10 protein-coding genes are annotated in these 13,948 nt (G+C 49.7%); 8 read left to right on the forward strand and 2 right to left on the reverse strand.

Annotation, left to right across the window (positions count from 1 at the left end):
• Positions 1 to 252: 252 nt before the first annotated feature.
• Positions 253 to 1,605 (reverse strand): molecular chaperone, encoded by a 1,353-nt coding sequence (yegD, locus tag ABLU78_RS22615; protein ID WP_048229323.1) that lies wholly within the window; start codon positions 1,603 to 1,605, stop codon positions 253 to 255.
• A gap of 136 nt (positions 1,606 to 1,741) precedes the next feature.
• On the opposite strand from yegD, the gene alkA reads away from it, so the two are divergent.
• From alkA to asmA, 4 genes are all read left to right on the forward strand, one after another.
• A complete protein-coding gene (gene alkA, locus ABLU78_RS22620; RefSeq protein WP_142966389.1) occupies positions 1,742 to 2,590 on the forward strand; it encodes a DNA-3-methyladenine glycosylase 2 in 849 nt (282 codons plus the stop codon).
• Between the two features lie 114 nt (positions 2,591 to 2,704).
• Complete coding sequence (udk, locus tag ABLU78_RS22625) at positions 2,705 to 3,346, forward strand: uridine kinase (RefSeq protein ID WP_015365789.1); 642 nt, start codon at positions 2,705 to 2,707, stop codon at positions 3,344 to 3,346.
• Positions 3,347 to 3,436: 90 nt separating this feature from the next.
• On the forward strand, positions 3,437 to 4,018 hold the full coding sequence (dcd, locus tag ABLU78_RS22630; RefSeq protein ID WP_015365790.1) for a dCTP deaminase: 582 nt from the start codon (positions 3,437 to 3,439) through the stop codon (positions 4,016 to 4,018).
• A gap of 27 nt (positions 4,019 to 4,045) precedes the next feature.
• Positions 4,046 to 5,893, forward strand: a complete 1,848-nt coding sequence (asmA, locus tag ABLU78_RS22635; RefSeq protein ID WP_032712006.1) for an outer membrane assembly protein AsmA — start codon at positions 4,046 to 4,048, stop codon at positions 5,891 to 5,893.
• 49 nt (positions 5,894 to 5,942) lie between these two features.
• Here asmA and ABLU78_RS22640 read toward each other — a convergent pair whose 3' ends face one another.
• A complete protein-coding gene (locus ABLU78_RS22640) occupies positions 5,943 to 7,529 on the reverse strand; it encodes a TerC family protein (protein ID WP_015706061.1) in 1,587 nt (528 codons plus the stop codon).
• An 855-nt stretch (positions 7,530 to 8,384) separates the two neighbouring features.
• On the opposite strand from ABLU78_RS22640, the gene galF reads away from it, so the two are divergent.
• The 4 genes from galF to ABLU78_RS22660 all read left to right on the forward strand — a co-directional run bounded on the left by galF (position 8,385) and on the right by ABLU78_RS22660 (position 13,946).
• A complete protein-coding gene (galF, locus tag ABLU78_RS22645) occupies positions 8,385 to 9,275 on the forward strand; it encodes a UTP--glucose-1-phosphate uridylyltransferase GalF (RefSeq protein WP_048229048.1) in 891 nt (296 codons plus the stop codon).
• 427 nt (positions 9,276 to 9,702) lie between these two features.
• On the forward strand, positions 9,703 to 10,332 hold the full coding sequence (locus ABLU78_RS22650) for a phosphatase PAP2 family protein (protein ID WP_048229046.1): 630 nt from the start codon (positions 9,703 to 9,705) through the stop codon (positions 10,330 to 10,332).
• Between the two features lie 932 nt (positions 10,333 to 11,264).
• Positions 11,265 to 12,698 (forward strand): capsule assembly Wzi family protein, encoded by a 1,434-nt coding sequence (locus ABLU78_RS22655; protein ID WP_116328546.1) that lies wholly within the window; start codon positions 11,265 to 11,267, stop codon positions 12,696 to 12,698.
• Between the two features lie 111 nt (positions 12,699 to 12,809).
• Complete coding sequence (locus ABLU78_RS22660) at positions 12,810 to 13,946, forward strand: polysaccharide export protein (protein WP_045389151.1); 1,137 nt, start codon at positions 12,810 to 12,812, stop codon at positions 13,944 to 13,946.
• The last annotated feature ends 2 nt before the right edge of the window (positions 13,947 to 13,948 follow it).

Consider the following 13,948-nt stretch of genomic DNA (forward strand, 5'->3'; position numbering starts at 1 on the left):
GAGGCGGCATGGTAACGTCAGCTTGATTTAGCGGAGGCTAAATACAGGAAAGCCCCTCCTGAGGAAGGGGCCTTAAATAAGGAAAGGGTTATGATGAATCTACTCATCATACTGATAGTGCTGTTACTGATAAGTTTCCCGACTTACTAACAGTGTATCAGGGGGAGGAGAAATCCTCCCTTACCCTTCATCCTGCAAGTTAGGACGAAAAAGCGGCAAAGTCAACTCAGGTTACCGGATGGCGCTCGCGTTTCAGGCGAAAACCACCTGCGCCCAGCGGGCAAGCCCGGCGGTAACGGAACCAAAATCATCGCCGCCGGCGATCGGTATCCCCGGCAGCTGTGCGGCCAGCGCCTTTTTAATTAACGGCGATCGCGCGCTACCGCCGGTAAGATAGATAACGTCCGGGGTTTCTTGACTGCTTTCCAGCGCTAACTTTACCTGCTCCATAATGCGAGCCAGCGGTTGATTGAGCGCCTCTTCCAGCCCCTGCTGGCTGATAGCGGTAGCCAGCTCATCGCTAATAAACGGCAGTTCGGCGTTGAAATCCGGCTGAGCGGAAAGGGCGATTTTGCTCTCTTCCGCGCTGCGTACCAGGCGATAGCTCAGACGCTGACGCCAGACTTTAAGCAGCAGTGCGACCTTGTCGGCATCGCGAGCGTCGCGCAGCAGGTCATTGAGCATACGTCCGTTGGCGGCGCTGTAAAAATCGCTCTGCGCCGGGACGTCGTTAATCGCCACCGCATTCCACCAGGGCAGTACCGGCAGCGCAATGCCTTTTTCCGTTTCACCGCCCATGCCGAGTAACGGCATCAGGCATTTGAAGGCCAGGGCGATATCCAAATCGTTACCGCCGATACGGCAGCCGCTGTGGCCCAGCAGGCTATCCTGACGGTTGGCTTTCTGCCGCCATTGCGGCCCCATCAACAGCAGTGAGCAGTCGGTGGTGCCGCCGCCAATATCGACGACCAGCACGCGTTTTTCATCATTGAGCGTGGCTTCAAAATCTAACCCCGCCGCAACGGGTTCAAACTGAAACACGACATCGTTGAATCCTGCTCGCGTCGCCGCGCGTTCGAGAATACCCTGTGCCTGAGCGTTAGCGTCATCGCCGCCAAGACCCTGGAAGTTAATTGGTCGACCAATAACAGCCTGGGTAATCTGTTCACTAAGCTGAGACTGCGCCTGCTGTTTAATATGTAGCATCATCGCGCAGACCAGATCTTCAAATAACGCGACCTGCTGGGGTTTAAGGCCATTGGCGCCAAGAAACGATTTTGGCGACTTAACGAAGTAGACCTCTTCCGGATCGTCAACGTATTGATGCAGTGAGGCGAGGCCGAACTGGACGCTGTTGCCCAGGACTTCGATATCTTCATCACGGTTATAATTAATGGCGCGTCGTAGTAGCGCCTGATTTTCTGCGCCGTCGGCCGGGACATTATGATGGCGGTATAGCCATTCGCTGACCGCTTCGCGCGTCGGGGCGCAAAGCATTGATGGCAGCAGCGGGCTACCGTTTTCCAGCGTTAAAAGCCGTGGCGCATTATCCTGCATGACGGCGACCGAACAGTTGGCGGTACCATAGTCAAAACCAATAAACATGACCTGAAAAATCCCCATGCCAGTGAAGAAGGGGGGCGACTTTAGCGGATTGCCGCCATGCCGACAACTGGAATTTAAAAGCAAGGCGCAGCAGGCTTAGAGCATCTATGCTTGTTGCGATTAATAAGGAGAGTGCATGACATTATTATCCTGGCGAGCGCCCTATGACTGGCAATGGATGTTCGCGTTTCTCAACGCGCGTGCGGTGGCGGGAATTGAAACCTTCCATGAAGATCAATATACCCGCAGCTTCAGTTTAGATGGGCATCGTGGGTTGATTACCGTTAAACCGGATGAACGCAGCCAGGGGTTCCAGGTTACGCTTTCTCATGGGCTGTTACCGGTAGCAGATCAGTGCCTGGCGCGTGTAGCGCAACTGTTTGATTTAGCATGCGATCCATTTGAGGTCACGCAAACCTTAGGCAAACTGGCGCAGCCGCGACCAGGACTTCGCTTGCCGGGGGCGCTGGATGCGTTTGAACAGGCGGTGCGTGCGATATTGGGGCAACTGGTGAGCGTAGCGATGGCGGCGAAGCTGACGGCGAAAGTGGCCGCGGTCTATGGGGAAGCGTTAAGCGAAGCGCCTGGTTATGTTATCTTTCCCGAACCGCAGAAACTGGCGCAAGCCGACCCTTTGGCGCTTAAGGCGTTAGGGATGCCGCTTCGCCGCGCGGAAGCGTTAATTCACCTTGGCAAAGCGGCATTGAGCGGAGAATTGCCGTTGACGGCGCCTGCTGATATGGCAACCGGCATGAAACAATTGCAGAGTCTGCCGGGCATCGGTCGCTGGACGGCGAATTACTATGCGCTGCGCGGTTGGCAGGCAAAAGATATTTTTCTGCCCGATGACTATCTGATTAAACAGCGTTTTCCCGGAATGACGCCTGCGCGCATCGCGCGCTATGCCAGCCGCTGGCAACCCTGGCGCTCCTATGCTTTGTTGCATATCTGGTACACCGAAGGCTGGGTGCCGGACGAGGAATAGGCGTACAGGGCGCATATCACTGGTATCGCCGCCCTGAAATCCCTATAATTGCCGCGTTTGACGGTCAACCGTCACCCTCCATCTACATCCAGGTTAATCAGGTCGCAAAAATTTATGACTGATACGTCTCATCAGTGCGTCATTGTAGGCATCGCCGGCGCATCGGCTTCGGGCAAAAGCCTTATCGCCAGCACACTTTATCGTGAATTACGTGAACAAGTTGGCGATGAGCATATTGGCGTTATTCCGGAAGACAGCTATTACAAAGATCAAAGCCATCTGTCGATGGAAGAGCGTGTAAAAACCAACTATGACCATCCAAGCTCAATGGATCATAGCTTGCTGTTCCAGCATTTACAGACGCTGAAAAGCGGCCAGCCAATTGAATTGCCCGTGTATAGCTACGTTGAACATACGCGTATGCCGGAAACTATTCATATTCAACCGAAGAAAGTGATCATTCTCGAAGGGATCCTGCTGTTGACGGATGCCAGACTGCGCAATGAATTAAACTTCTCTATTTTCGTCGATACCCCGCTGGATATCTGTCTGATGCGCCGCATCAAGCGTGATGTTAACGAGCGTGGCCGTTCCATGGACTCGGTGATGGCGCAGTATCAGAAGACGGTGCGGCCAATGTTCCTGCAATTTATTGAACCTTCCAAGCAATATGCTGACATCATTGTCCCGCGCGGCGGTAAAAACCGTATTGCCATCGATATTCTGAAGGCCAAAATCAGTCAGTTCTTTGAATAACACGTACTAATTGTGTAACGTGCAAAGAGAATCCCAATTGCCCTTATTCCCGGAAAGCGTAAGGGCTAGATGCCTTAAAGGAGAAAGCTCATGCGTCTGTGTGACCGAGATATAGAAGCCTGGTTGGATGAAGGGCGCCTGGCAATCAGCCCGCGCCCGCCGGTGGATCGAATTAACGGCGCCACCGTTGACGTTCGCTTAGGCAATAAATTCCGTACCTTCCGCGGTCATACGGCGCCGTTTATTGACCTGAGCGGCCCGAAGGCGGAAGTGAGCGCGGCGCTGGACCGGGTAATGAGCGAAGAGATCGTACTGCCGGAAGGCGAGGCTTTCTATCTTCATCCAGGAGAATTAGCGCTGGCTGTGACTTATGAGTCAGTAACGCTTCCGGCTGACCTCGTCGGCTGGCTTGATGGCCGTTCGTCACTGGCGCGCCTTGGGCTGATGGTACATGTCACTGCGCACCGTATTGATCCGGGTTGGTCTGGCTGCATCGTGCTGGAATTCTATAATTCCGGCAAGCTGCCGTTGGCGTTGCGCCCGGGAATGCCCATTGGCGCGCTGAGCTTTGAGCCGCTTTCGGGCCCGGCGGCGCGGCCATATAACCGCCGTGAAGATGCCAAATATCGCGACCAGCAGGGCGCGGTAGCGAGTCGAATCGACAAGGATTGATAAAGTTAGCGGCTTATCGAGGATGCCATGAGACGAATTCTGACCACGCTGATGATCTTGTTGACCGTCATTGTTGCGGGGCTCGCTGCGTTGGTGCTGCTGGTCAACCCTAATGACTTCCGCAACTATATGGTGCAGGAAGTGGCGGAGCGTAGCGGCTATCAACTGAAGCTTGACGGGCCGCTGCGTTGGCATGTTTGGCCGCAGCTGAGTATTCTCTCCGGTCGTATGGCGCTGACGGCGCCAGGCGCTTCCGAACCGGTGGTGCGTGCCGATAACATGCGGCTGGATGTTGCGCTGATGCCGCTACTTTCTCACCAACTGCAGGTGAAGCAGGTGATGTTGAAAGGCGCGGTCATTCAGCTTACCGCGAAAACGGAAGCGGTGCGTAACCAGAACGCGCCGGTGGTGCCACATGACAATACGTTGCCGCAGGCGCCGCAAGATCGCGGATGGTCCTACGATGTCCGTAAACTGCAGGTGGCCGATAGCGTCCTGTTCTTCCAGCATGAAAATGGCGAACAGGTCACCGTGCGCGATATACGCTTACAGATGGAGCAGGATGACAACCATCTGGCGACGGTAGATTTCTCCGGCAGGGTCAATCGCGATCAACGTGACTTAACGTTGTCCTTTACCGCCCAGGTTCAGGGCGGCGATTACCCTCACTCTTTGAAAGCGGATTTTTCGCAGCTTAACTGGCAGGTACGTGGGGCGGAGTTGCCGCCGGACGGCCTGAGCGGGCAGGGAAGTCTGCAAGCCAGCTGGATCGAAGAAGCGAAAAAACTCGATTTCAACAATCTCAATCTCACTGCTAATGGCAGCGCGATTACCGGCAGCGGTAGCGTTGTACTGGGGGAGAAACCTGACTGGGCGCTAAACCTGCAGGCGACCACCCTGAATCTGGATAGTTTGCTTGCGCAAAGCGCGACGGCCAATGAAGGGAATGTCGATCAGCGTGGACAAAGCCAGCCGAGGCAGCTACGCCCTGTGATTGCTGATAGCGATATTCAGCAGGATTATCATAGTTTGCTTGGCTTTAACGGCCAACTGGCGCTGTCGGCGGACCAGGTGCAGTGGCGTGGTATGCGATTCAGCCAGGTGAAGAGTGATATCACTAACCAGCAGGGGCTGCTGACGGTGAAACAGCTGGAGGGTAGTCTGGGAGAGGGACGTCTCTCGTTACCTGGGATGCTGGATGTCAGAGGCAACACTTCGCATGCCGCTTTCCAGCCACAACTGGATAATGTGGAAATCGGTACCATTTTGCAGGCGTTTAACTACCCGATTAACCTGACGGGGAAATTATCCCTGAAAGGTGATTTTTCGGGGCCGCGCATTGATGCAGAAGACTTCCGTCGCAACTGGCAGGGACAGGCACAGCTGCAGATGAAGGATACGCGTACCGAAGGGCTCAACTTCCAGCAGCTAGTACAGCAGGCTGTGGCGAGGAGCACTAATGTACAGGCGCAGGAAAACTTCGATAACGCGACCCAGCTTGACGCATTAAGCAGTGATTTGACCCTGAATAATGGCCAAATCACGCTTAACGGCTTGCAGGGACAGTCGGCAATGATGGCGTTGACCGGGCAAGGAAATCTGAGTCTGCAAGCAGAGGATTGCGACATGCATTTCAACGTGCGGGTGTTAGGCGGTTGGAAAGGCGAAAGCAAGCTTATTGATCGTCTCAAGCAGACGGCAATCCCGCTACGTATCTATGGCAAGTGGCAGTCGCTAAGCTATAGCCTACAGGTAGATCAGATCCTGCGTAAGCAGTTGCAGGACGAAGCCAGACAGCGTTTGAATGAGTGGGCGGAACGCAACAGTAATAGCCAGAACGGCAAAGATGTGAAGAAACTGCTTGATAAGCTGTAATCATTAAGCCGCCGCGAGCAACTCGCGGCGGCTTAACCCTCAACTTCATTCACACTTCATAATCTAATTCATCTTCTACTTCAACCGGCGGGATAATCTGTACTTTCTGCACCCTGTGGCTTTCCACTTCCAGAGTACGCAGCGTATAACCGCCGATTTTCACTTCTTCGCCAGCGGCAGGAATGTGCTGCAAATATTCCATCAATAATCCGGCTATTGTGTGATATTCACGTTTATCATCCAACGGCAGCGGAACGTACTGAACCAGATCTTCCAGCGGCATATGGCCGTTAGCAGTCCAGCTGCCATCGGCGTTTTTGTGAATGTCATGACGAGCATCGATCTCCTCGACTTCATTAGGCAGATTACCCGCAATGGTTTCCATAACATCGCTGATGGTTACCAGGCCTTCAACGGAGCCAAATTCGTCAACCACAAAAGCAAAGTGCGTCCGCGCCTGGCGAAACTGCTCCAGCGCCGGGAGCAACGGCAAGGTTTCCGGAAAAATAAGCGGTTGGCGTAGCAGAACGTGTAAATCCAGCGGCTCATTGCGTAATGACTGTTGTAGCAGGTCGATAACATGAACAACCCCCAACAGATCTTCGTTATCGTTGCCGCCGGTGACGACAATACGGGTATGCTGGTTTTTCTCCAGTAGCGCGCGAACTTCCTCTTCAGGCGCGCTTAAGTCGATGTGCTCAATATCATGACGTGAAGTCATAATGCTGCTGACGGTACGTTGATTCAGATTCAGTACGCGCTCAATCATTAAGCGTTCCTGCGGATTAAACAACGGACTTTCGCCCTGGTCGGCGACCATGGTTGCCGTCTCGGTATCAAGCTCAGCATTCTCTTTGCGCCCGCTTAGCAGATTCATCACCGCTTCAGTCGTCCGCTGTCGCATGGTCAGATTGGCCGAGAGGAAACGGCGGCGATTGAAGATGGCTAACTGGTTGAACGATTCGATCATCACCGAGAAACCGATGGCGGCATACAGATAGCCTTTCGGGATTGGGAAGCCAAATCCTTCGGCAATCAGGCTAAAACCGATCATCAGCAGGAAACTCAGGCACAGAATGACGATCGTGGGGTGGCTGTTGACAAAGCGTGTGAGAGCTTTGCTGGCCATCAGCATCAGCGTAATGGCAATAATGACCGCTGCCATCATCACCGCCAGGTGATCAACCATACCCACCGCGGTAATGACCGAATCCAGCGAGAAAATAGCATCAAGTACGACTATTTGCGCCACCACGCCCCAGAACTTCGCGCCTTTACGCTGGGTGGGGTTATTACTGTCTTTTCCTTCCAGCCGCTCATTAAGCTCAACGGTTGCTTTAAACAGCAGGAACAGTCCACCAAATAACATGATCAAATCGCGGGCGCTGAAGCTTAAGTCATGCCAGTTGAAGAGCGGTGTCGTGAGGGTGACTAACCAGGAAATTGACGCCAGCAGTACCAGACGCATCACCATTGCCAATAGCAGGCCGGTAACGCGAGCGCGATCGCGCTGTGCCGGGGGAAGCTTTTCAGCAAGGATCGCAATAAATACCAGGTTATCTATCCCCAGAACCAGTTCGATAACCACCAGTGTAATGAGACCAGCCCAGATCGAGGGATCGGCAATCCATTCCATAATCACTTAGAACCTTTACAACATAATCGTATGATCTATCGATCATGGATAAGCGCCAGGTAAAATGCAACGATTTATCGCGGCAATGCGCACCAGTCTGGCATATCAAACGAAAGCGGTAACGTAATTAACCACTGCTAAATATCGGGTGTTTAAGATCGATCTGGGCTGATTTGGAATTAATTAGAAATCCCTGTAATTACTGTGCGGTAATAGCAGGGATAAGGAGGGGTTATTAACAGCGGGTAAAGTCAAAATATTGCCGTATTTTTCACCAATATGTTATTAAGGGGAATATTCCTACTGAATTCCGTAGCTTGTCAGGACCTGCGTTTAATAAGACCCTTAAGATGGCTCAATGTTGCATAAAATCAGCAGTATCAGCGATGGTCAAGGGGTTAATCCACGAGTAATAAGGTTAGTTAGCGAAGTTTTTGTCCAAAGTTTAGACGATTTTACTGGTTGCTATCGCCAAATTGCTCGTTCGCACGGGATTTGACTTTTTCTGTAGTGGCTTACCACGGTGATTTTTAAGAAAGAAGGTGTTAAATCTGCAAAGTAAGTAGCTTATCGCCAGGAACGTTGGTCAATTATTATTGTTGAATAACAAGGTATTAAGCGTTGTTCTTGCTCTGTTTCTTCGAATGCCGATTGACCAGGACAAATACGTGAGAATTTTCTTAAAGCGACCTGTCAGCTAGCATTTTTTGCGTGTATTCTTGGACTAAGAGAGTAATTTAGGATTTTGGTTAAAGTCGTGCGCGACACGATACTGTACCATCACAAACAAATGCCAGTGACATCGACGTTCTGACAAAAATTCGAAAGTTTATAACCATATAGGTGGATGAAATAATGGTGAGTTTGAAAGCAATTATTCCGGTCGCAGGGTTAGGGATGCATATGTTGCCTGCAACCAAAGCGATACCGAAAGAGATGCTGCCGATCGTTGATAAGCCGATGGTTCAGTATATCGTCGATGAGATTGTCGCCGCCGGAATCAAAGAAATTGTGCTGGTCACTCATTCATCTAAGAATGCTGTGGAAAACCATTTTGATACCTCCTATGAGCTGGAAGCGCTACTCGAGCAGCGTGTTAAGCGTCAACTATTAGCCGAAGTTCAGGCGATTTGTCCACCAGGTGTAACGATAATGAACGTTCGTCAGGGCCAGCAACTGGGTCTGGGGCATTCTATCCTCTGCGCGCGCCCAGCCGTTGGCAATAATCCATTTGTTGTGGTGCTACCGGATATCATTCTTGATGGCGCAAGCGCCGATCCGCTGCGTTATAACCTGGCGGCAATGGTCGCGCGTTTCAATGAAACCGGGCGCAGCCAGGTTCTGGCCAAACGAATGCCTGGCGATCTCTCAGAATATTCCGTCATTCAAACCAAAGATGGCTTGAAAGTGGAAGGGGAGATTGGCCGTATTGTTGAATTTATTGAAAAACCAGATGAACCGCAAACACTCGACTCTGACCTGATGGCCGTAGGGCGTTATGTGCTGTCTGCTAATATCTGGGAAGAGCTTGAGCGTACTGAACCTGGCGCCTGGGGTCGTATTCAATTAACGGACGCTATTGCGGCACTGGCAAAGAAACAGTCTGTCGATGCCATGTTGATGACCGGTGAGAGCTACGACTGCGGCAAAAAAATGGGTTACATGCAGGCTTTTGTGAGTTACGGCTTACGTAACCATAAAGAAGGGACCAAATTCCGCGAGAGCATCAAGAAGCTGCTGGCGTAAAACTGAGCGCTTAATACGAGCGAGAGCTGGCGTGCAGATAACAGCAAGATGTTTGGTGTCGCGCCAGCGTAACAAGATCCAACTGAAATGAAACCGTGGTTATTAGTCATTCGGTGCAGTAAATGCAATGAGATTTTCATCTCAGTTGAATCTTATCAAGTCTGTGGATTTGATGGCTTATCGATGATTGGCGCGGCGTGAGCCGGAATAATGCTTAGCTGATAGTTGCTTAGTGTGAGCTTCCTTAACGTAATGTACGTAACAGAAGCTAGCGATGCGAAATAAAACTTGACTGAGATCATGTTTACCCATTAAACAACGGTGATACATGCTTAAAAACGTAATGTTAATGGATGAATATGCCCATAGCGAGATTATGGATAAGATACAGGGAAAAAGGGATGTATCGTCAGAGGATGAAGCGTAAATGAACTGGCAATTAGTCTCTTTTTTTGGCGATAGTACCGTGCTGCTGCCTAGCGCAGTGGTGCTGTTTGCGGTGCTGGCGCTGCGTAAAGCATCCCGGACGCTGGCCTGGCAATGGGCGTTGCTCTTTGGCATTACGGGTACTGTCGTGTGCATTTCAAAACTGGCATTTATGGGCTGGGGCATTGGCATACGGGAAATCGATTTTACCGGTTTCAGCGGACACACCGCGCTTTCTACCGCTTTTTGGCCAATCCTTTTATGGCTGTTAACCTCACGGGCGACTTTCTCCGTCCGCTGTAGTGCCGTATTCGTAGGTTATGCCCTTGCTGTCATGGTTGGTTATTCCCGTTTGATGATTCATGCACATTCGGTATCGGAAGTCGTGAGTGGATTTATCCTCGGAGCCTGCGGGAGTTTGATTTTTCTGCTGTTGCAATGGCGTGTGCATTCATCGCGTACTGCGCAGATCTCATGGGCAGGAGCGCTGAGCATGGTAATCATTCCCCTGGTGCTGTTAAACACTGGGGCCAAAGCGCCAACACAATCGCTGCTGGGGGAAGTTGCAACCATGATCGGCCCATTTGACAAACCGTTCACCAGAGCCGATCTGCATAAGCATATATATTAATCATGCAATTCGACAAAGCTGTACATTATCAGCCTGGGGTGATTGGTATGATAAAATGCCAGACTGCGGACAATTAAGGGATAATAGAATCGTGGCTTTCATAAAGATGAAACATAATGATGTTAACAGAATACTTGAACGCACGAACTATCATGATATTGCGGCTAGGATGATTCTTAAATCAAAACGGAATTTCGGAAATCAGAGTTATCTTTCTGGAACCCATAAACGAAGTGGGTAATGATGGCTATCATATTTTGTAGTTGACTGCTCTATAGTTGTTTTTTTGTATTAAACATGCGGATTATTTTATTTTATTTATAATCATGCAGTTACGTGACCATACTGTTGCGATGGTAATATCGTGCCGGATGGGGAAAGAATCCATCAAATAATCTTATTAACGGATGAAATCCTGCCGGGGAAAATGAAAAATATCATCTTAACAGGTCTGTGAGGTTAAATTTATACTGCCATTTGCAGGAAGAATCTCGTAAACTCGGGGCGGTAAAAATAATAGTTGTGGTTAATTAAGCAACAACAGGACGTAAAGAAAATTGCTGGATAAGAGGTACAGTGCGTTGGTAGCTGTTAAGCCAAGGGCGGTAGCGTATCCAGTTCCCCGGTCCTCCTCGTATTGAAAAGGCCTGAGTCAATCAGCCCTACGCCGAGCTGCGTCATCGACTTCTGATCATGTGCACATTATTGAGGCCGTGAAAGTAGCCTTGGCAACCAATATCGCTTACATTATGAATGCGTTAAGTTCACATCCGTTTACAGCAAACCGCTCGTACTTTGAGGATGTTGTCTATCGAGGCAATGGATCGCTGTTGTAAAAAAAAGGCTTGTCGAACTCATAAGCTCCTGATTCTTAAAAATCCCCATTGCCGTACCCACCTGGTGGGAAGGGACTCGTAAATGGAACTTGAACAATGATAAAAATTGCTCGTATCGCACTTGCTTTGGGTCTGATTGCATCAGTTAGCTCACAGGTATATGCAGCTGGATTGGTGCAAAATGATAATGAACTCCGTAACGATCTGGCATGGCTTTCCGATCGTGGGGTCATTCATCTCAGTCTTTCCACCTGGCCGCTCAGTCAGGAAGAAATCACCCGAGCGTTGAAAAAAGCAAAACCTTCATATTCCTCTGAACAAGTCGTACTGGCGCGCATCAATCAACGGCTTTCTAATCTAAAGGCGGATTTTCGCGTTAGCGGCTATACGTCGACTGACCAACCAGGTACGCCACAGGGCTTTGGCCAAAGCCAGCCGGCAGATAACTCGCTCTCTCTTGCTTTTAATAACAGCGGTGAGTGGTGGGATGTGCATTTGCAGGGCAATGTTGAAGGCGGCGAACGTATTAGCAACGGTTCACGTTTTAATGCCAATGGCGCATACGGCGCCGTCAAGTTCTGGAACCAGTGGTTATCATTTGGTCAGGTGCCGCAATGGTGGGGGCCTGGTTATGAAGGCAGCCTGATCCGCGGAGATGCAGCCAGACCGATGACCGGTTTTTTAATGCAGCGCGCTGAACAAGCTGCTCCGGAGACATGGTGGCTGCGCTGGATTGGGCCGTGGCAGTATCAAATTTCCGCCAGCCAGATGAACCAGTATACGGCTGTGCCGCATACCAAAATCATCGGTGGTCGTTTGACCTTCTCACCATTCCAGTCGCTGGAACTTGGCGCTTCACGCATAATGCAGTGGGGTGGGGAAGGGCGACCAGAATCGTTTAGCAGTTTCTGGGATGGGTTTACCGGACAGGATAATACCGGCACCGATAATGAACCGGGCAACCAGCTTGCAGGCTTCGACTTTAAATTTAAGCTTGAACCTACATTAGGGTGGCCCGTTAGCTTCTATGGCCAGATGATTGGTGAGGATGAAGCAGGTGGTTTACCTTCGGCAAATATGTACCTTGGCGGTATCGAAGGTCATCATGGCTGGGGGAAAAATGCGATTAACTGGTATGTGGAAGGCCATGATACCCGTTCCAATATGAATCGGACCAATTACAGCTATACCCACCACATTTATAAAGATGGTTATTATCAGCAAGGCTATCCTCTAGGCGATGCCATGGGAGGGGATGGGCAGCTGTTTGCAGGTAAAATCGAATTGGTTACGGAAGATAATCAGCGCTGGAGTACCCGTCTGGTGTATGCAAAGGTAAATCCGGAAAATCAGTCTATCAATAAAGCGTTTCCTAACTCAGATACGCTAAAAGGTATACAGTTGGGTTGGAGTGGCGATGTCTATAAATCTGTTAGATTGAATACTAATCTTTGGTACACGGATGCCGATAACAGCGATAGCGACGATGTTGGTGCCAGCGCAGGGATAGAGATTCCATTTAGTTTATAGGCTTGATGCTGAGAAGAGTGCAGAATCTATTGATTATTAACGACTAATCAATAAGTACTCATACAGCGAATCAGTAATTGACATAATTTGGTTTATTGATGATGTGACATTATGAAGAAAAAAATTGTTAGGGTTTCAGCAGTGGCGGTGGCAATCAGCTTTTTGACAGCTTGTACTATTGTTCCGGGTCAGGGGTTGAACAGCTTGCGCAAAAATGTAGTTGAACTTCCGGATAGCGATTACGATTTGGATAAATTGGTTAATGTATACCCAATGACCCCCGGTCTGGTTGAACAACTACGACCTGAAACAGTACTGGCACAATCGAACCCTCAATTAGATAATTTGCTTAAAAGCTATGAATATCATATCGGGGTTGGTGACGTATTGATGGTAACAGTTTGGGATCACCCTGAACTGACCACGCCAGCAGGCCAATATCGCAGTGCGAGTGATACTGGTAACTGGGTTAACTCCGATGGCACAATCTTCTATCCATATATTGGTAAGGTTCAGGTAGCTGGCAAAACTCTGGCCGAGGTACGACAAATCATTGCAAGTCGTTTAACTACCTATATTGAAAGTCCACAGGTTGATGTCAGCATTGCGGCATTTAGATCTCAGAAAGTATACGTTACTGGAGAGGTGACTACCTCTGGTAAGCAAGCAATAACGAACATACCATTAACTGTTATGGACGCAATTAATGCTGCTGGCGGCCTGTCCGCTGATGCAGATTGGCGAAATGTAGTACTTACCCATAATGGTAAAGATACTAAAATATCTTTATATGCGTTGATGCAGAAGGGAGACCTAACTCAAAACCATCTTTTATATCCCGGGGACATTCTGTTTGTACCACGTAATGATGATTTAAAAGTGTTTGTGATGGGTGAGGTTGGTAAGCAAAGTACACTGAAAATGGATCGCAGCGGCATGACATTAGCTGAGGCGATAGGAAATGCTGAAGGTATCTCTCAAGCGATGAGCGATGCAACAGGGATATTCGTTGTTCGCCAGTTGAAAGGGGATAAGCAAGGTAAAATTGCTAATATATATCAACTGAATGCGCAAGATGCTTCTGCAATGGTACTTGGTACGGAGTTTCAGTTACAACCGTATGATATTGTTTATGTAACAACTGCCCCATTGGTTCGTTGGAACAGGGTTGTATCTCAACTTGTACCGACCATTACGGGTGTACATGATATGACTGAAACCACTCGTTATATAAAAACTTGGCCATAAAT

The organism is Klebsiella sp. JN_Kp122 (assembly GCF_040062085.1).
Lineage (GTDB): Bacteria > Pseudomonadota > Gammaproteobacteria > Enterobacterales > Enterobacteriaceae > Klebsiella > Klebsiella aerogenes.

Coding starts and splice junctions, on each gene's coding strand:
- udk (WP_015365789.1), top strand. CDS start 2,705: ATGACTGATACGTCTCATCAGTGCGTCATTGTAGGCATCGCCGGCGCA.
- asmA (WP_032712006.1), top strand. CDS start 4,046: ATGAGACGAATTCTGACCACGCTGATGATCTTGTTGACCGTCATTGTT.
- ABLU78_RS22660 (WP_045389151.1), top strand. CDS start 12,810: ATGAAGAAAAAAATTGTTAGGGTTTCAGCAGTGGCGGTGGCAATCAGC.
- dcd (WP_015365790.1), top strand. CDS start 3,437: ATGCGTCTGTGTGACCGAGATATAGAAGCCTGGTTGGATGAAGGGCGC.
- yegD (WP_048229323.1), bottom strand. CDS start 1,605: ATGTTTATTGGTTTTGACTATGGTACCGCCAACTGTTCGGTCGCCGTC.
- galF (WP_048229048.1), top strand. CDS start 8,385: ATGGTGAGTTTGAAAGCAATTATTCCGGTCGCAGGGTTAGGGATGCAT.
- ABLU78_RS22640 (WP_015706061.1), bottom strand. CDS start 7,529: ATGGAATGGATTGCCGATCCCTCGATCTGGGCTGGTCTCATTACACTG.
- ABLU78_RS22650 (WP_048229046.1), top strand. CDS start 9,703: ATGAACTGGCAATTAGTCTCTTTTTTTGGCGATAGTACCGTGCTGCTG.
- alkA (WP_142966389.1), top strand. CDS start 1,742: ATGACATTATTATCCTGGCGAGCGCCCTATGACTGGCAATGGATGTTC.
- ABLU78_RS22655 (WP_116328546.1), top strand. CDS start 11,265: ATGATAAAAATTGCTCGTATCGCACTTGCTTTGGGTCTGATTGCATCA.